Source organism: Frondihabitans sp. 4ASC-45 (assembly GCF_049472575.1).
Classification (GTDB): domain Bacteria; phylum Actinomycetota; class Actinomycetes; order Actinomycetales; family Microbacteriaceae; genus Frondihabitans.
The window spans coordinates 162,033-179,899 of sequence record NZ_JBCEBN010000003.1; the positions used below are offsets into that span (position 1 = coordinate 162,033).

Sequence of the window (17,867 nt, forward strand, 5' to 3'; positions counted from 1 at the left end):
CGGCAGGGAGGCCCGTGGCTCGGTCAGAGCCTCGCTTCGACGCCACCCCACAGCTTCTCGAGCTCATCGCGGTCGCTGACGTGGCTCGGCTCGAGCTTTTCGTCGTCGGCCACGAAGTAGAACACCGCGTCGATCTGACCCGGGTCGATGTCCCGGAATGAGGCGTAGGCATCCCGGTAGAGCGCGAGCTGGAGCTGCTTGAGTTGGAGCTCGTCGGCGTCGCGCGGCGCCTTGCCGGTCTTCCAGTCGACGACCTGAAAGCGGCCGTCGCGTTCGAACACGGCGTCGATCTTGCAGATGACGGTGCGAGAGCCGAGGGGCAGGTGGATCTCGAGCTCGACGTCGACGGGTTCGAGTTCAGCCCACTCCGACGCCTCGAAGGTCGCCTGCAGCTCTGCCAGCCGACGGGCGTCGTCGACATCGATCGGTACTCCCGCGGCGAGCACACCGCGCTCGCCCTCGTCGAGGTCGAGATCGAGCCCGCCGGAGTCGAGGGTCTCGAGTCGGCCGGTGGGTCGGTATCGCGCTTCGACCCAGTCGTGGAAGAGGGTGCCGAGACGCGTGGCTCGATAGGGCCTCTCGGGCAACGGCCGCCGAAGCGCAGCGACCACTGCCGCCGGGTCGTCGACGTAGTCTTTGAATCGCGACGCGGGGATGCGCTGCGGAAGAGCCGTCACAACCGCGTTCTCTCGAGCCGCCTGCCGTTCGCGGAGCAGGAGCTCGATGTCGGCGTTCCAGCGGCCCGCGTCGTCGTCGTGTCGCTCGATGGCGGTCTTCACAAAAGCTGCGGCGTTCTCGACCGCGGGTCGCCGGGCACCGAGCGGGTCGAACGGCCACTCGGGGGTGCGGTACTCCGCCGCCAGGGGGTTCTCCTCGAACGCCGACGCGTCGGGTAAGAGGCCCGCGTCGATGATCTCCGCCTCGGCGAGCTCGCGCAGATAGACGCTGGCCGTTCGCGGTCGCTTCTGCGTGGCCCAGAACGACCCGGTCAGCAGCAGGGCGTCTTGCGCACGGGTGAGGGCCACGTAGGCCAGTCGACGCTCTTCGGCGAGGTGTCGCTGCTTGAGCTCGTCACGGAACACCTCGACGGCTTCGTGGAACTCGTTCTGGTCTTCGGCTCCGCGCCAGGCGAGCACCGGGAGCTCCATCGCGTCGCCGCGGAACTCGTAGGGCAGTTCGCCGAACGCGACCCAGCCGTTGCCTTCGCGAGCTGTGCCGGGCAGCTCGCCCTCGACGAGCCGGGGCACGGCGACGAGCTGCCATTCGAGGCCCTTCGACCCGTGCACGGTGAGCAATTGAACGACGCCGGCCTCGCTGGCGTCGGAGCGCGGCCCCATGTCGTCACGGCGCTCGGCCGCGCTGATCCAGGAGAGGAACCCGGCGAGGCTGGCCGACTCGTCGGTGGCCGCATAGCCCGCGACCTCATCGTCGAACGCCTGCAGGTACGCCCGGCCGTGAACGGAGCCGCTGACCGCCGCCACCTCGATGTCGAGGAGCATCTCCTGCTGCACCAGGGCCACGAGGTCGACGAGATCGAGCCCGACCCGGTTGCGTAGGAAGGCCAGCTGTCGGGCGAGCGCCCGCAGCCTCGAGAGGCCCTCCGGGCTGAATCGCCGCAGCTGCCCGTGCGATTCGGGAGCCGTGCCCACGAAGTCGAGGGCGTCGACGATCGACCCGTCTTCGCCCGCGGCGACGGAAGCCCGCAGTCGGGCGCGCACCTCGTCGGGGAGCTTCTGCTGAGCGTGGTCGTGTTGGAACAGCCATGACGAGACCTCGCGAAGCATCGCGATGTCGTGGATGCCGATGCGCCATCGGGCCCCGGCCATCAGCCGAATCAGCTCCGACCCGGCTGCCGGATCGTGCAACACGCGCAGGCAGCTGACCAGGTCGACGATTTCGGGCCTCGACAGCAGGCCGCCCACCCCCAGGATGTGGAACGGCACCCCGCGCGCACGCAGGGCCGCAGCGAAGGCCTGCACGTTCTTCTTGGAGCGGAAGAGCACGGCGGCGGTGCGCTTCGTACCGTCGGGATTCAGGATCCGCAGCTCCCGTTCGAACCACTCGGCCACCGCGGCTGCCTCTTCGGGCAGGGTCTCGGCGAAGGCCGCGCTGACCTCGCCGAGCGGCGCGTTCGGGCGGGCCGCGAGCGTGCCGACCGCGACGTCAGACCTGCGGGACAACTCGTCGACGACCACGTTGGCCGAGTCGAGGACCCTGACCGGGTTTCGCCAGCTCGTCGAGAGCGTGTACGAGGCATCGGGTCGCGCGTCGAAGTCGACCGGGAAGCGCCCGAGGTTCGCTGCGCTCGCGCCCCGGAAGCCGTAGATCGACTGGTGCGGATCACCGACAGCCATGACCGCCGTGCCGCCGAAGAGGCGCGAGAGCAGCCGGGTCTGAACGACGCTGGTGTCTTGGTACTCGTCGAGCAGCACTATTTTGAACCGGTCGCGGTACTCCCCCACCACGCTGACGGATGTCTCGCAGACCTCGAGGGCGAGGGCGACCTGGTCCGAGAACTCGACGAAGCCCCGACGCGCCTTCTCGTCGGCGAACGCGGTCGCGAGGTCGACGAGCGGGGGAAGCGTCTCGAGTGCTGCCGCTGCCCGTCGCACGTGGGGACGAGGCGCTCTACCGCTGAACGGCAGGGAGGCGACGTCGAGGAAACGGTCGGCCATGGCCGACACTGCGGCGGGGTCGGCGACGTTCTCGCCGAGGGCGTGGCTCAGCGACAGGACGGCCTCGGTGATCTGGTCGACCGACTTGCCGAGGGTGGCGAGACGCTCGTCGGTGCTCCTGACGACGAGGGAGCGGGCGAGCTGCCAGGCCGATGCCTCGCCGAGCAGTTGCGACTCGCTCTCACGGCCCACGATCAACGCGTGATCGCGGAAGATCGCGTTGGCAAACGCGTTGTAGGTCGACACGGTCGGCGTCTCGAACGGGTCGCGCTGCGTGTCGAGGAGTCCGCGCTCGACGAGGAGGTCGATCCGCCGGCCGATCCTTTCGCCGAGCTCGCCGGCCGCCTTGCGTGTGAAGGTGAGCCCCAACACCTCGGGCACTGTGACGAATCCATTGGCGAGCAGCCAGACGACTCGACTCGCCATCGTCTCGGTCTTTCCGCTGCCGGCGCCCGCGACGACCAGGGCCGGCTCGAGCGGCGCCTCGATGACGGCGCGCTGCTCGATCGTGGGCGGAGGCAGCTCGAGGGCCTCGGCGATGTCGATGGCGGAGTACTGAACTGAGAGCGTAGACACGGCGACACCCTCGTCGAAAGAATCGCTCACTGGGTGACCTCTCCGACCACGTGAATTCGGCACGAGCCACCGTGCCGTTGAAGGCAGTGCTCGTCGATCCGCGCCTCGAACACGCGCTTCGCCATGCCGCGGGCGTCGTCTTGCACGCGCTCTCGGAAGGCCGTAAGGGCCTCCCCGTCGAATGCCGTCTGCGATCGCTCGATGTAGGGCTTCTTGGCGGTCGACACCGCGACGAACAGGAGTTTCGCACCGCCCCGGGGCGAATCGGCCGACGCTGCCTCGAGCGCGCCCTCGGCGAGCGCCAGCTGGTAGCTGCCGAGCTGCGGGTTCTTCTCCGCCTCGGGAGCCGAGGGGGCGTACTTGCCGGTCTTGAGGTCGACGATGACGACGCTTCCGTCGGCCTGCTGCTCGACCCGGTCGATCATCCCGCGGAGGAGGGCGGGCGCCGCGTCGAGCTCGAAAGCCGACTCGGCGCCGAGCAGCGTGGAGTTGCTCGCGACGAAGTCGGTCAGGTAGGCCGAGAGGCTCTCGGTCATGGCGCGGGCGCGTTTCTTCTCCGCGGCTCCGATCCACTCCGACTCGAATTCGAGCTCGCCCCAGCGCGCCTCGACGCTCCTCCAGAGCGAGTCGGCGTCGATCTCGACGGCGTTCTCCATCACGTCGTGGATCACCGTGCCGAGCCCCATGGCTGTGCTCGACGACGAGCCGCCGAACCGGTCGACGAACCAGTGCAGCGGGCACTCCTCGAAACTGCCCATGGCCGACGGCGAGACTCGCACTCGGGCCTCGGGATCGTCGAGGTCGACGAGCTCGTCGAGGGTGGAGGGCTCGTGAAGGCCGTACCACTCGCCGGGGGCGGCGCCCGCGACGTCGGCCGCTGCGAGGCGCGCCAGGCCGATCGCGGCATCGGCCGAGTCGACGGCGCTGCGGGAGGCGAGCTGCGCGTGTCGGAGGTGGCCCACGAGGCCCCGCAGCGACAGGGGCGGCCGCACGTCGACGAGCGGGGTGGTGGGCGGCAGCAGGCGGAGAAACATCGACGGCGACTCGTCGTCGTTAGCCGTGCACGACAGGATGACCTGCTGACGGGCCCGCGAGACGGCGAGCGCGAACATCCGGAGCTCGTCGGAGAGCACGCCGGCCCGGCGGTCGACGACGGACGCCCCGGTGGAAGCCCCGGCGGAGGAGCCTGCGGCAGACGACCCGGCAGGAGCTCCGTCGGGAGGCACTTCACCGACGGACGACACCGAAGGATCCCCATCCGCCGCCTCGACCAGAGCGTCGGGAGAGAGCAGCCCGCCCCGCACCCGCAGGTTCGGCCACACCCCGTCTTGCAGTCGGGCCACGACCACGACGTCGACCTCGGCCGCGATGGCCCCGGACGGGGTCGTCACGAGCACGGTCTCGGCGAGCGCCTGCGGCGACAGCGTGTCTTCGGGCACATCCGCGTCGATCATCGCGTCGAGAAAGGCGAGCGCCGAGGCCTCGGGCGATCGCTCGACGAATCGCTTGGCCGAGGTGAAGAGCGCCACGACCCCGTCGAGCTGCCGGTCTGACTCGGAGGCGACGATGCCGTGCCCCCGCGACTGCGCGCTCCACTCGTCGGCGAGGCCGCTTCGCTCCCAGAGCCCCCAGAGGATCTCTTCGATGCTGAGGCCTTTCGACGCATCGGCGCGGGCGCGGTCGAGGCTCGTCGCGAAGCGCCCGGCCCGTGCAGCGAAGCGGGAGTCGATCGTGGCGAAGCGGCCCGGCCCGGAGAGCGCCTCGACCAGCAGTTCGTCGGCGGATCGGGTGCCGCCGCCCGCGAGCTCCTCCGCCCGGAGAGCGAGGCGAAGGCGGCGAAGGCTGAGGGAGTCGAAGCCGGCGAGCGGCCCGGCGAGCAATTCGCCCGCGACGAGCGGCGTGAGGGCGTCGCGCCCCGTGGCGACCGAGGCGGCGAGAAGCAGGTGCCGGGCGCCGAATTCGTCGCGCACCGCCCGACCGGCGATCGGCGTGCGGGTGGGCACCTCGGCCAGGTGCAGCGATCTCGCCACCGCGGGCACCAGAGCACCGCTGCGGACGACGACAATCATCTTCGACCACGGAACCCCGCCGAACAGATGGTGTTCGCGGAGCGCCCGGGCCACCGACGCGATCTCGTGCGCCGGGCTGTCCGACTCGATGCGCTGCAGTGCAGCGGCGCCCAACGACTCGGGCGCCGCCGAGAGTGCCGCGTGCTGCCGCCCGGCACCCGCCGTGCCGATCCGCTCGGTGATCGACGAGACGAACCCGCGCAGCGAGGGCTCGTGCCGGTGCACCGATTCGAGCGTGATGGTCGTGACCCGGGAGAGGCCCAGTCGGGTGGCGAGGCGGCCGAGAACGTCGGGCGAGCCGCCGCGAAACGCGTTGGTGGCGAGATCGGGGTCACCGAACGCAACGATGGCCACTCCCCGTCGGGCGAATGCTCGCAGCAGCGCGAGGGTCGACTCGGTCGCCTCCTGGGCGTCGTCGACGACGATCACCTTCAAGTCGGCCACGAGAGGCGACGACTCGCCCCGGTCGAGGGCTGCGACCGCGTAGTCGACGAGCTCGGCGGCGTCGAGGGCCGACACCTGGAGGCCGTCGACGACAGCGTGGTATTCGTCGGCGAAGTCGGCGACGGCGCTCCATTCGGGACGACCGTTCGTCGCACCCAGCTCGCGAAGCCGGTTCGCGTCGATGCCGTGCTCGGTCGCGCGCATCAGCACCTCTCTGAGCTCGGTGCGGAACCCCCGCAGACCTCGGACGACCGGGCCGAGCTCGTCGGGCCAGGCAGGCCCGGTGCCCTCGTCGAGATGCCCGTCGAGAAGGTCGCGGATGATGGCGTCTTGCTCTCCGCCCGTGAGCAGCGTGGGCGCGGGGCTCGACGCCAGCCGCGCCGCGTGCCCGACGATGTCGAAGGCGAGCGACGAGATCGTTCGAGCGAGAGGGCCGGGCGACGGGATGTCGAGGCGCCCCGCGAGGGTGTCTCGGAGCGCGGTGGCCGACCCGCGCGTCGGCGACAGAGCCAGCACGGCCGCCGGGCCCCACCCGTCGCGATGCACCCGATCGAGCACGAACTCGATCAGCGCCGTCGTCTTGCCCGACCCGGGGGCGCCGATCACGGCGGCACTCTCGCCGTCGGCAAGCTCGAGGACGAGGCGCTGGGAAGCATCGAGGGGTGCGATCACGCTGTCGACGCTAGCGGCTGCCGCCGACATCGAAGCGCAGGATCCGACGGCTGGCGACCACGGGGATCCTCGGCTCTTCTGCCCAGAGTGAACGCCGCCCGCGGGCTTCGACGAAGTCGGATATCGTCGTGCTCGTGGACATTCGCATCGGTATCGCCAACAGCCCCCGTGAGATCACCCTCGAGTCGAACGACTCCCCGGCCGACGTCGAGAAGGTCGTCGCCGAGGCCCTCGACGGAAGCAAGACGTACTTCACCCTGAAAGACAGCAAGGGCAAGGTCTACATCGTGCCCACGTCGGGTCTCGCCTACGTCGAGGTCGGCAGCGTCGAGCGCGGCCGCGTCGGCTTCGTCAGCTAACGGTGGAACTCCTCTTCGCCGCTCTAGGCGGTGCCCTGATCGGCCTCATCGTGCACTTCGCCCTCCCCGGGCAGGCGACGCGCGGGTTGTTCTGGGTCGCCGGCTGGTCGACCTCGGCCGCCATCGTGGTCTGGGAGGTCCTGACTTGGCTCGAGTGGAAGTCGGACGCCGGCTGGATCTGGATCGTGACGCTCCTCGTCGCCGCGTTGACCGCCGTCGGCGTCGCGCGCGTCTTCGCCCGGCGCCGCGAGGCCGCTGATCGCGAGTTACTCGAAGAGCTGTTCCAGGGTCGTAAGACCGCCTGAAGTGCGTTTAGCAGGTGCGGCGGTGTGCCGGATCCTGCCGTGTTGCCGGCGCGCCAGTCTCGCTGACGACTAGGCCGTCAGGCCGAGGGCGTCCATCCGCCGGGTGTGAGCGGCGATCAACTCGGTGAAGACCGGTTCGAGTCGCTCGTCGTCGGCCGACTGGTGCGAGGCCGCGATCGCCGCGCGGGCCACCAGAAGGGTGTCGCCGACGAGACGACGACCCCAGAGCGCCAGCCGTGAGGCCAGGCGAGGATCGGCTCCGATCCCGAGCGACAGTTCGGCGACGATCGCGGTCTCATCGCTCTCGGCATCGACTTCGAGACCGGCGACCACGCGATCGCGGTAGTCGCCCGGCAGACCATCGGCGAGGCGGACGAACACGTCGTCGAGCAGGCCGGCTGCCACGTAGGTGGCCAGCATGGCCTCGTGCCAGTCGCGGCCGGCAGTGCGACGCTGGAAGTCGTCGATCAGATCGGCGTGCGGCTGCATCACGTCGGACGCGTCTTTGTCGGCGCGCTCGATCAGGGTGAGCATGGCCTTGTGTCGCTCGAGGGTCGACGCCGCGATCACGCCGGTCAGCGCCTTCGTGCGGGTAGACGGGGCCAGGCTCGACGCGTGGCCGAGCGACTCGAACAGAGCGAGCTGGAAGTAGGCCACGAGGCCGAGATAGACGTCGAGATCGGGAGTGAAATCGCCCAGCTCGACTCGGCTCACCGGGATGGGCCTCGGGGCGGGTCGGGGACGCTGACCGGCGGTCGACGACCGACCGAACCGGAACCCCCTCCATGACACCACGGCACCACCTTAGAGGGTTGCGGCCCGGCGTCCGGTGAGGGCTTGCATGCGACCGGCTAAACTGTGGGCTTACCCCTCTATATGAAACAGGGCCACACTTGACATTCAGCGACCTCTCCATCGACCAGGACATGGTCGATGCACTGGCGGCAAAGGGCATCGTCGAGCCCTTCCCGATCCAGACCCAGACCATTCCGCTCGCTCTCTCCGGCCAAGACATCATCGGCCAGGCGAAGACCGGCACCGGCAAGACCTTCGGTTTCGGCCTCCCGATCATCCAGCGCATCGGCCACCACCCGGCCCCCGGCGTCAAGGTGCTCGTCGTCGTGCCGACCCGCGAGCTGTGCGTGCAGGTGACCCAAGACCTCGAGATCGCCACGGCGAACCGCCCCGACACGAAGATCGTCTCGATCTACGGCGGCAAGGCGTACGAGGGCCAGGTCGAGCAGATCAAAGACGGTGCGCAGATCGTCGTCGGCACCCCGGGTCGGCTCCTCGACCTCGCGGGCCAGCGTCTGCTCAACCTCAAAGACGTCACCGAGGTCGTGCTCGACGAGGCCGACAAGATGCTCGATCTCGGGTTCCTCTCCGATATCGAGAAGATCTTCGCCCAGATCCCGCCGACCCGCCACACCATGCTCTTCTCGGCCACTATGCCCGGGCCGATCGTCGCCCTCGCGCGCCGCTTCATGACGAAGCCGATCCACATCCGCGCCACCGACCCCGACGAGGGCCTCACGCAGGCGAACATCAAGCACGTCGTCTATCGCGCGCACTCGCTCGACAAAGACGAGGTCATCGCGCGCATCCTCCAGGCCGAGGGTCGCGGCAAGACCGTCATCTTCACCCGCACCAAGCGCGCGGCGGCCAAGCTCGTCGAAGAGCTGAACGACCGCGGGTTCAGCGCTGCGGCGGTGCACGGCGACCTCAACCAGGAGCAGCGCGAGCGGGCCATGGCCGCCTTCAAGGCCGGCAAGAAAGACATCCTGATCGCGACCGACGTCGCGGCCCGAGGCATCGACGTCAACGACGTCACGCACGTGATCAACCACACGGTGCCCGACGACCACGACACCTACCTGCACCGTGCCGGCCGCACCGGCCGTGCCGGCAAGACCGGTATCGCCGTCACCTTCGTCGACTGGGACGACCTGCACAAGTGGGCCCTCATTAACCGCGCGCTCGAGATGAACATGCCCGAGCCGGTCGAGACCTACTCGTCGAGCCCGCACCTCTTCACCGACCTCGACATCGCCGAGGGCACCCGCGGCCGGCTCAAGCCGACGTCGCGCGAGGTCCCGCCCCGCACGGCACCGTCGACCGGTGGCCGTTCGTCGGGTGGGCGCTCCGAGGGGCGCTCGTCTGAGGGCCGCTCCTCCGACGGTCGCTCGGGTCGCTCGCGCACCCGGGGCGGCGACAGCGCAGGATCCTCCTCCCCCGTCACCGAGACCAGCGCGCCCGCCGAGTCGACCGAGGGCGAGGCTCGGCCCGCACGCTCACGCAGCCGCAACCGCCGACGTCGCCCGGCCGGCGAGCAGTCGTCGACCTCGCAGGCTCCTCAGGAGTAGCGAGGGGCCCAGCTCGACCGGGCTCTGTCCCCAGCCCTGTTCCGAATTTGAAGGAGATCCGCGCCGTTTCGCGAAAGTGAGGCGGATCGGCGCGGCGTGTCTCCAAGATCTCCTTCGAATTCGGGAGGGGTGCAGGGCGCGGGCCCCACCGCCGAGACTCGTCTGGCGAATCAGCCGACGAACGGCGCCGCCCCGGTCGCTCGGTCGATAATGCGCTCCAGCTGCTCGGGCTCGGTAGTGTTCTCGCCGAGCCGGTTGGGCTTGCCCTCGCCGTGGTAGTCGCTCGACCCGGTCACGATGAGGTCATACTCGTCGGCGAGCGCGCGCAGCGTCTGCTTGCCGCCCTCGGTGTTGTCGCGGTGGCTGATCTCGACGCCGCCGAGCCCGGCTTCGACGAGCTCGAGCAAGTGGGATTGCGGCAGGTTCGCCTCACGCCCGCGGGTGGCCGGGTGCGCGAGCACAGGCACGCCACCTGCCGCACGGATGATGCGGATGCCGAGCAGGGGCGAGGGCGCCTCGTGCGGTTCGTAGTACCCACTGCGCCAGTGCAGGATCCCGGCAAACGCCGCACTGCGATCTCGGGCGTAGCCTTTGGCCACGAGGGCATCGGCGATGTGGGGTCGACCGAGAGTCGCCCCCTCGGAGGCCTGGGCGAGCACGTCGCCCCAGTCGATGTCGTAATCGGCGCCAATACGCGTGACCATTCGCTCCGCGCGGTGCAGCCGGTCGTTGCGGAGACGGGTGGTCTCCTCCACGAGTTCGGGCGAAGCCGGGTCGAAGAGATACCCCAGCATGTGCACGCTGTTGTAGCCGACCCGGGTGGAGAGCTCCATGCCGGGGATGAGGGTCAGGCCGGTGCCCACGATCGCCGCTCGCGCCTCATCCCAGCCACTCGTCGAGTCGTGGTCGGTGAGAGCCACGGCCGCGAGGCCGGCTGTCACCGCGCTGGCGATCAGGTCGGCGGGAGCCTCTGTGCCGTCGGAGACGCTGCTGTGGGTATGCAGGTCGATCGGCCCGGTGATCATGGACTCCATCGTAGGCGGTGCGGGAGAGGTCGAAGTCGGCGGTGTCCCCTAGGCTCGTTCCACCGTGATCCGTCGACTCGTCTCCTTCGTCCTGCTGCTGGCCCTGGCCGCGGCGCTGTTCGTCGCGGCGTTCCCCCAGGTCCTCGGGCTGGAACAGCGCTATTACGTCGCGCAGGTGATCGCGTTCCGCGGGATCCTCGTGGTCGTCGCCGTCGTCGTGGCGGTCGTGTTCCTCTTCGCGGGCCTCGCCCTCCGCGCCGCGCGGAGTCTGCTCGCTGCCGCGGCCGTGCTGCTGCTGGTCTTCGCGGCGGTTACCGGCGGGGTGCTCGTCGAGCGTGGCACCGGGTCGACGAAGTTCGATGCGAAGGCTGGCGGAGACGTTCGTGTGCTCGCGTGGAACACCCTCGGCGGGGCTCCGGGCGCAGCGACCATCGCGAAGCTCGCCGTCAACTCGAAGGCCGACATCGTGAGCCTGCCCGAGACGACCCGCAAGACCGCCAACGCCGTCGCCGCGAAGATGAAGGCAGCCAAGCGCCCCGTCAGCGTGCTCGTGCTCGCGTACGACAAGACCGACAGCGCCAAGTCGACGGCCCTGCTCATCTCGACCAAGCTCGGCACCTACCGAGTCGTCGCAGACGATGAGGGCGGCACCACGCCCGTGCTCCCGACGGTCGTGGCACGCCCGGCCGACGGCTCCGGCCCGGTCATCGTGGCGGCCCATCCAGCGGCGCCCGTCAAGGCGCTCATGACCGACTGGCGTGCCGGGCTGCGGTACCTCGCGAAGCTCTGCTCGGGCGAGAGCATGATCATGGCCGGCGATTTCAACTCGACGCTCGACCACCAGTCCGGCCTCGGTTCGAAGCCAAGCACCACCCTCGGCAGCTGTCGTGATGCGGCGAAGGCGTCGGCCAACGGGGCGGTCGGCACCTGGCCGACCACGGTTCCCGCCCTGCTCGCGGCACCGATCGACCACGTGATGGCGACCTCCGACTGGAGCGTCTCGGGCTTCCGCGTGATCACGACGCAGGACGGCTCGGGCAGTGACCACCGACCGGTGCTCGCGCAGCTCACCCCGGCGTCGACCGACTAGAGCGCAGCCACAGGCACGACGTGACCCTGTGGAGAACGCAATCCGCTCTCGGGCGGCGGCGACCATAATGGTGGGCATGGCTGATCAGAAGGCACCTCGCGCCACTTCCAATCGTTCGACGACCCCAGGCTCCGACACGTTCAAGGAGTACATCTCGTCGCAGTGGGCCGATCGTGCCGACTCGGTCTCGACGCCCCGCGAGCAGACGGCGTTCACGGCCGAACGACGTGCGCGCCTGTCGGCTCTCCACCCGGGCAAGCGGCTGATCGTGCCGGCCGGGCAGGCCAAGGTGCGGTCGAACGACACCGACTACCCCTACCGGCCTCACTCCGCCTTCGCGCACCTGACGGGCTGGGCCTCTGACAGCGTCCCCGGCTCCGTCCTGGTGCTCGAGCCCACCGCCGACGGCCACGAAGCGACGCTCTATTTCCGGGCGAGCGCGGGCCGCGACTCCGATGAGTTCTACGCCAACTCCGACATCGGCGAGTTCTGGATCGGGCCTCGGCCGTCTCTCGCCGACGTGGGCGTCGACCTCGGTCTGGCTACGCGCGATCTGTCTGACTTCGAGTCGGTCGTCGGCTCCGTCGATGCCGACACGCTCCTCGTCCGCGAGGCCGACGGCGATCTGACGCGCCGCGTCGATGCCCTGCTTCCCGTGCCGGCCGGTGAGGCGACCGTCGACACTGTGGCCGATCGGTCGGCGACCACCGACGTTCTCGCCCGCGACCTCAGCGAGCTCCGTCTCGTCAAAGACAGCTACGAGATCGCCCAGATGCGGCAGGCGGTCGCCGTCACCAAGAAGGGTTTCGACGACGTCATCGCCGACTTCGACGAGGTTCTGGCACACCCTCGGGGTGAGCGCATCGTCGAGGGCACGTTCAACCGCCGCGCGCGCGCCGACGGCAACACGGTCGGCTACGAGACGATTGCCGCGTCCGGCGAGCACGCCTGTGTTCTGCACTGGACCACCAACGACGGCCGTGTCTCCCCTGGCGACCTCATCCTGATCGACGCAGGGGTCGAGCTCGACAGCCTGTACACCGCCGACATCACCCGCACCCTGCCGGTCTCCGGTCGGTTCACCGACGTTCAGCGCCTGGTGTACGAGGCGGTCTTGGAGGCCGCCGACGCCGCCTTCGCGATCGTGAAGCCCGGCATTCGGTTCCGCGAGATCCACGCCACGGCCATGGCCGTCATCGCCGAGAAGACCGCCGAGTGGGGGTTCCTGCCCGTCTCGGCCGCCGAGTCGATCAAGCCCGACGCGCAGTACCACCGTCGCTACATGGTGCACGGCACGAGCCACCACCTCGGCATCGACGTGCACGACTGTGCCGCCGCGCGACGCGACCTCTACCTCGACGGTGTGATCGAGGCCGGCATGGTGTTCACCATCGAGCCGGGCCTCTACTTCCAGCCCGACGACCTCACGGTGCCCGAGGCGTTCCGGGGCATCGGCGTGCGCATCGAAGACGACATCCTCGTCACGGCCGACGGCGCTGAGAACCTCTCGGTCGGCATTCCGCGGACCGCGTCCGACGTCGAGGCCTGGATCGCCCGGGCCTGAGTCCCTGCACCCAGGGGCCGCTACTCCTGCTTCGGCGTGCGGAGCCGCTGCGGCGACCGCACCTCGCCGCCGCGAGTGCCGCTGAATGTCGCACCGGGCGCGCTCAGTCCGGCACTTGGCGGCACTCGGTGACTCCCGCCCGTGCTGACTCCGCCGCGCTGGGGAGCGAGTGCCGCCAAATGTCGCACCGGGCGTGCTCGGTCCAGCATTTGGCGTCAGTCGGTAGCCCATCCCCGCGCCGGTCCCCGGCGGTCACCGGCACAGGCTAAATTGGTCGGGTGAGCGCCACGAGAGTTTTCGTCGCCCGGCTCGCCGGGTGCCTCGTTTTCGACCCCGCGGGCGATCGCGTCGGCAAGGTCCGCGACGTCCTCGTCGTCTACCGCAACGACGAAGCTCCGCGGGTCGTCGGTCTGGTCGTCGAGGTCCCCGGCAAGCGACGCGTATTCGTGTCGATCGGCCGGGTCACCAGCATCGGCTCCGGCCAGATCATCACCACGGGCACCATCGCGCTCCGCCGGTTCGAGCAGCGCGGCGGCGAGGTGCGGGTCATCGCCGAGATCCTCGGCCGAAAGGTTCGACTCCGCCACGACGGCTCGCTCGCCACCATCGAAGACGTCGCGATCGACGAGACCGATGAGGGCGGCTGGGAGGTCGGGCAGGTCTTCCTGCGCAAGCCGAAGGCGAGCCCCTCCCCGTTCGGCAAAGGGCCCACCGTCTTCGCCCTGTGGACGGACGTCCGCGAAGAGAGCGCCCCCGGCGAGGCCCAGAGCGCCGAGCACGTCATCGCCGCCTACGCCGACCTGCTTCCCGCCGACCTGGCGAACACCCTGCTCGATCTGGGCGAAGAGCGTCGCTACGAAGTCGCCGAAGAGCTCTCTGACGACCGTCTGGCCGACGTCCTCGAAGAGATGCCCGAAGACGAGCAGGTGTCGATCCTCAACCGCCTCGACGACAATCGCGCGGCTGATGTGCTCGACCAGATGCAGCCCGACGACGCGGCCGACCTCATCGCCCAGCTCACCGACGAGCGGGGTGAAGCACTGCTGGCCCTGATGCAGCCCGACGAGGCCGACGACGTCCGCATGCTCCTCAGCTACGACTCCGACACGGCGGGCGGTCTGATGACGACCGATCCAGTTATCGTGTCGGGTGATGCCACCGTCGCCGAGGGCCTCGCGCTGATCCGCCGCCACGAGATCGCTCCGGCGCTCGGCGCAGCCGTCTGCGTCGTCCTGCCGCCCTACGAGCCTCCGACCGGCCGCTTCCTCGGCATGGTGCACTTCCAGCGGATGCTCCGGTATCCGCCCAACGAGCGTCTGGGCACGCTTCTCGACGCTCAGACCGAACCGGTCAATGTCGGTGCGTCCGCTCTCGAGGTGACACGCGTCATGGCGCGTTACAACCTCGTCAGCGTCCCGGTCGTCGACGACAACCACCGACTTGTCGGGGTGGTGACTATCGACGACGTCCTCGACCACGTACTGCCCGACGACTGGCGAAGCCAGGATCCCGAGCAACCCTTGGGCCACACCCGGCCCCGCCTCAGAAGAGCAACCGCGACCGTAACCGGAAGGAGGACGACCAATGGCACGCGACAGCCGTAGCGACGTCCGTCTCGACTCGCCCAAGGGCCTCCGCACCCGCGTCCTCTCCGGCCGCAAAGGGCCGAGCCGTGATCGCTTCGGCCGCGCGACGGAGTCGATCGCCCGCAACATGGGCACGCCCTACTTCCTCATCGCCCTGACGCTCTTCTGTGTCGCGTGGATGGGCTACAACACGCTCGCTCCGCTCAATCTCCGCTTCGACTCGGCCGCGATCGGGTTCACGGCCCTGACCCTCATCCTGTCGCTCCAGGCCTCCTACGCCGCGCCGCTGATCCTCCTCGCACAGAACCGCCAAGACGACCGCGATCGAGTGCAGGTCGAGCAGGATCGCCAACGTGCCGAGCGCAATCTCGCCGACACCGAGTACCTGGCCCGCGAGGTCGTGGCGCTGCGCCTCGCGATGAAAGACATGGCGTCGAAAGACTTCATCCGCGACGAACTCCGGTCGCTGCTCGAAGAACTCGACCGTCGAGACGAACCGGAGGCATCGCCAGAGGCCCCAGGATCCGCGCGTGACTGACCCGCTGCCCGCCCCCGAGGGCGTGTCAGCGCGCATCCGCACCGCCCTCGCCGGCGTGCTCGACCCCGAGATCCGTAAACCCATCACCGACCTCGACATGGTCGGCGACATCGCGGTCGACGACAGCGGCGCGGCGACCGTCGGCGTCAAGCTCACGATCGTCGGCTGCCCGGCGGCCGACACCATCGAACGCGACGTTCGCGCCGCGACCGCCCGCGTCGCGGGGGTCACCGCGGTCGACGTCGACATCACTGTCATGACCCGCGAGGAGCGAGCTGCGCTCACCGAGAAGCTGCGCGGAGGCCGCGCTGCCCGCGTGATGCCGTTCGGCCCCGGCTCGCTGACGCGGGTCTACGCCGTGACGAGTGGCAAGGGCGGCGTCGGCAAGTCGACGGTCACTGCCAACCTCGCAGTTGCTCTGGCCGCTCGCGGGCTCGCGGTCGGCATCGTCGACGCCGATGTCTACGGCTTCTCGATCCCCGGCCTCCTCGGCTTGGTCGACGACGCGGGTGCGAGTGTGAAGCCGACGCAGGTCGACGACATGATCCTGCCGCCCGTCGCCTACGGGGTGAAGGTGATCTCGATCGGCATGTTCGTCGACGACACCTCGACCGCGGTGGCCTGGCGTGGCCCCATGCTGCACCGCACGATTCAGCAGTTCTTGACCGACGTCTATTTCGGCGACCTCGACGTGCTCCTACTCGACCTGCCACCCGGCACCGGCGACGTGGCTATCTCGGTCGGGCAGCTACTGCCGAACGCCGAGGTCATCGTCGTCACGACACCCCAGCCGGCGGCGGCCGACGTCGCCGAGCGTTCCGGGCTCGTCGCCCGGCAGACCGGGCAGAAGCTGCTCGGCGTGGTCGAGACCATGTCGGGGATGCCCCAGCCCGACGGCTCGGTGCTCGAGCTGTTCGGCTCGGGCGGCGGCGCGGAGACCGCCCGGCGGCTCTCGAAAGGGCAGGAGTCTCCCGTCGAGCTCCTGGCGAGCGTGCCACTGAGCCTGGCGTTGCGCGAAGGCGGCGACGCGGGCGAGCCGGTCGTCGTCGGCCGGCCGGGTGACCCGGCGGCACAGGCGATCGAGACGTTGGCCGCGAGGCTGGCGAGCCAGGGGCGCGGGCTGGCTGGCCGCCGACTCGGGGTCACGGTCTTCTGACGCGTTCAGAAGTCTGGCAAGAGCGAGCTGAAAGGCCCCCTGTAGCGGGCAAATCAGCTGGTTTTGCCAGCGTTCTGAACGCTCGTGCCCCCCAGCCGGGCCGTCGTTCTGCGAATTCGGCCTGATCCGGCCGCTTGAGGGCCGAGACGCGCAAAACCGGACGCGTAAGGTTCGGGCGACCCGTCGGATCCTGAGCCACGAAAAAGACTGCACCCGACAGGCTGCGCCGTAAACAGCAAAGGCGACCTCCCGCTACTGCGGGGGTCGCCGTGGGCTGCTGCTGGTCGCGCCAGCGCGTGGGCTCAGTCGAAGGAGCGCGTGGGCTGACGACGGTAGCCGTCGGTGCTGGTGCTGACGACGGTGCCGACGATACCGGCGAATGCGGCGACTGCAAGAACGGTGATTCCGATGAACATGATGCCCTCCATGGCGATGTGGTTGTTGTGTGTAATACCAGTATGAAGAGGGTCATTGCAAAGGACAATCGACCTTTTCTAGAGTGACAATGTAGATTTGCTTCATGGATGTCAAGCGTCTCGAGCTCCTCCGCGAACTCGCCGAGCGGGGCAGTATTGCCGCGGTCGCCAAAGCCACGCACCGCACCCCGTCGGCCGTGTCGCAGCAGCTCAAGGTGCTCGAACGCGAGGCCGGTACACCCCTCACCGAGCGGCAGGGGCGGGGTCTCGTGCTGACCGGGTCGGGGCGCGTGCTGGCCCAGACGGCGGCCGATGTCGCAGTCGCCCTCGAGCGCGCTCAGGCCACCTGGGACGACTTCCTCGTGGCACCCCAGGGGGAGGTCACTCTGGCGACGTTCCCGACGGCCGGACAGATGCTGCTTCCCGGGCTGCTCAGGACCGTGGCCGAGACGCCGGGCCTGGTCGTGCGCGCATCCGACCACGATCCGGCCACCCTCGCGTTCCCCGACCTCACGGGCGACTTCGACGTGGTCATCGCGCACTCCCCCGACGGCGAGCGAAGCTGGCGCGGTCGAGGGCTCACGATCGTGCCCCTGCTCCGCGAACCGCTCGACATCGCGCTCCCCGCCGACCACCGACTCGCCGGCCGCGCCTCGCTGGCCCTCGAGGACCTCGTCGGCGAGAGTTGGATCGGTGTGCCGAAGGGCTACCCGTACGACTGGGTGTACCGCGAGATCGAGCGCATCACCGGCACGGCACCGCGCATCTCGCAGCGCTTCAGCGACACCCGCATCACCGAGTCGCTGGTCGGCGCCGGCCTCGGCATCGCCGTGCTCCCCCGCTTCACGTCGAGCGGCGTCCGCGACGACATGGTGCTTCTGCCGCTCGAGGGGATGCGTGCTGTGCGCTACGTGTCGGTGCTGCTCCGTCCCGATCGCGCCGAACGGCCATCGGTTCGCCGCGTCGTCGACGCCCTTCGCGCCGAGGCCTCACGAGTAGCTTCGCTGCACGGCACGGTCTAAAGAGACG

Annotated in this window: 14 protein-coding genes; 9 read left to right on the forward strand and 5 right to left on the reverse strand. The window is 69.4% G+C overall.

Going from position 1 to position 17,867, the window contains the following annotated elements; all coding sequences use genetic code 11:
* Positions 1-23: 23 nt before the first annotated feature.
* Genes VH571_RS06935 through VH571_RS06945 form a run of 3 tightly spaced genes read right to left on the reverse strand, consistent with a single transcriptional unit; the run spans position 24 to position 6,578 of the window.
* On the reverse strand, positions 24-3,281 hold the full coding sequence (locus tag VH571_RS06935) for a UvrD-helicase domain-containing protein (RefSeq protein ID WP_423263884.1): 3,258 nt from the start codon (positions 3,279-3,281) through the stop codon (positions 24-26).
* Entirely contained in the window at positions 3,278-6,436 is a 3,159-nt protein-coding gene (locus VH571_RS06940) for a PD-(D/E)XK nuclease family protein (protein ID WP_423263885.1), read from the reverse strand. Before VH571_RS06940 ends, VH571_RS06935 begins: the two co-directional genes overlap by 4 nt.
* Before the next feature lie 10 nt (positions 6,437-6,446).
* Positions 6,447-6,578, reverse strand: a complete 132-nt coding sequence (locus VH571_RS06945) for a hypothetical protein (protein WP_255521726.1) — start codon at positions 6,576-6,578, stop codon at positions 6,447-6,449.
* Between VH571_RS06945 and VH571_RS06950 the strand changes: the two genes are divergently transcribed.
* Both VH571_RS06950 and VH571_RS06955 read left to right on the forward strand, forming a co-directional pair.
* Positions 6,571-6,795, forward strand: a complete 225-nt coding sequence (locus VH571_RS06950; RefSeq protein WP_055963008.1) for a DUF3107 domain-containing protein — start codon at positions 6,571-6,573, stop codon at positions 6,793-6,795. The genes VH571_RS06945 and VH571_RS06950 overlap by 8 nt on opposite strands.
* A gap of 2 nt (positions 6,796-6,797) precedes the next feature.
* Positions 6,798-7,100 (forward strand): hypothetical protein, encoded by a 303-nt coding sequence (locus tag VH571_RS06955; RefSeq protein ID WP_055963010.1) that lies wholly within the window; start codon positions 6,798-6,800, stop codon positions 7,098-7,100.
* A 69-nt stretch (positions 7,101-7,169) separates the two neighbouring features.
* Here VH571_RS06955 and VH571_RS06960 read toward each other — a convergent pair whose 3' ends face one another.
* Positions 7,170-7,895: a ferritin-like fold-containing protein gene (locus tag VH571_RS06960; protein WP_423263887.1), complete on the reverse strand. Its 726-nt coding sequence runs from the start codon at positions 7,893-7,895 to the stop codon at positions 7,170-7,172.
* A 98-nt stretch (positions 7,896-7,993) separates the two neighbouring features.
* Here VH571_RS06960 and VH571_RS06965 point away from each other — a divergent pair, with 98 nt between their 5' ends.
* The gene (locus tag VH571_RS06965) at positions 7,994-9,463 is read left to right on the forward strand and encodes a DEAD/DEAH box helicase (protein WP_423263889.1); all 1,470 of its coding nucleotides are present in this window, start codon (positions 7,994-7,996) and stop codon (positions 9,461-9,463) included.
* A 170-nt stretch (positions 9,464-9,633) separates the two neighbouring features.
* Here the strand turns inward: VH571_RS06965 and VH571_RS06970 are convergent, their stop codons facing one another.
* Positions 9,634-10,488, reverse strand: a complete 855-nt coding sequence (locus VH571_RS06970; RefSeq protein ID WP_423263890.1) for a PHP domain-containing protein — start codon at positions 10,486-10,488, stop codon at positions 9,634-9,636.
* Positions 10,489-10,552: 64 nt separating this feature from the next.
* Between VH571_RS06970 and VH571_RS06975 the strand changes: the two genes are divergently transcribed.
* From VH571_RS06975 to VH571_RS07000, 6 genes are all read left to right on the forward strand, one after another.
* Positions 10,553-11,578: an endonuclease/exonuclease/phosphatase family protein gene (locus VH571_RS06975; protein ID WP_423263891.1), complete on the forward strand. Its 1,026-nt coding sequence runs from the start codon at positions 10,553-10,555 to the stop codon at positions 11,576-11,578.
* 76 nt (positions 11,579-11,654) lie between these two features.
* On the forward strand, positions 11,655-13,142 hold the full coding sequence (locus tag VH571_RS06980; RefSeq protein ID WP_423263892.1) for an aminopeptidase P family protein: 1,488 nt from the start codon (positions 11,655-11,657) through the stop codon (positions 13,140-13,142).
* A gap of 278 nt (positions 13,143-13,420) precedes the next feature.
* Positions 13,421-14,746 carry a magnesium transporter MgtE N-terminal domain-containing protein gene (locus tag VH571_RS06985; protein WP_423263893.1) on the forward strand — a complete coding sequence of 442 codons (1,326 nt, stop codon included), beginning with the start codon at positions 13,421-13,423 and terminating at the stop codon, positions 14,744-14,746.
* Positions 14,727-15,266 (forward strand): DUF1003 domain-containing protein, encoded by a 540-nt coding sequence (locus VH571_RS06990; protein ID WP_423263894.1) that lies wholly within the window; start codon positions 14,727-14,729, stop codon positions 15,264-15,266. The genes VH571_RS06985 and VH571_RS06990 overlap by 20 nt, the downstream gene beginning before the upstream one ends.
* A complete protein-coding gene (locus VH571_RS06995; RefSeq protein WP_423263895.1) occupies positions 15,259-16,422 on the forward strand; it encodes an Mrp/NBP35 family ATP-binding protein in 1,164 nt (387 codons plus the stop codon). The genes VH571_RS06990 and VH571_RS06995 overlap by 8 nt, the downstream gene beginning before the upstream one ends.
* A gap of 520 nt (positions 16,423-16,942) precedes the next feature.
* Positions 16,943-17,860, forward strand: a complete 918-nt coding sequence (locus VH571_RS07000; protein WP_423263896.1) for a LysR family transcriptional regulator — start codon at positions 16,943-16,945, stop codon at positions 17,858-17,860.
* Positions 17,861-17,867 lie beyond the last annotated feature (7 nt).

Bases quoted from the DNA above. Each gene is read 5' to 3' on its own strand.
- VH571_RS06970 (WP_423263890.1), bottom strand. From the start codon at position 10,488: ATGATCACCGGGCCGATCGACCTGCATACCCACAGCAGCGTCTCCGAC.
- VH571_RS06980 (WP_423263892.1), top strand. From the start codon at position 11,655: ATGGCTGATCAGAAGGCACCTCGCGCCACTTCCAATCGTTCGACGACC.
- VH571_RS06945 (WP_255521726.1), bottom strand. From the start codon at position 6,578: ATGTCCACGAGCACGACGATATCCGACTTCGTCGAAGCCCGCGGGCGG.
- VH571_RS06990 (WP_423263894.1), top strand. From the start codon at position 14,727: ATGGCACGCGACAGCCGTAGCGACGTCCGTCTCGACTCGCCCAAGGGC.
- VH571_RS07000 (WP_423263896.1), top strand. From the start codon at position 16,943: ATGGATGTCAAGCGTCTCGAGCTCCTCCGCGAACTCGCCGAGCGGGGC.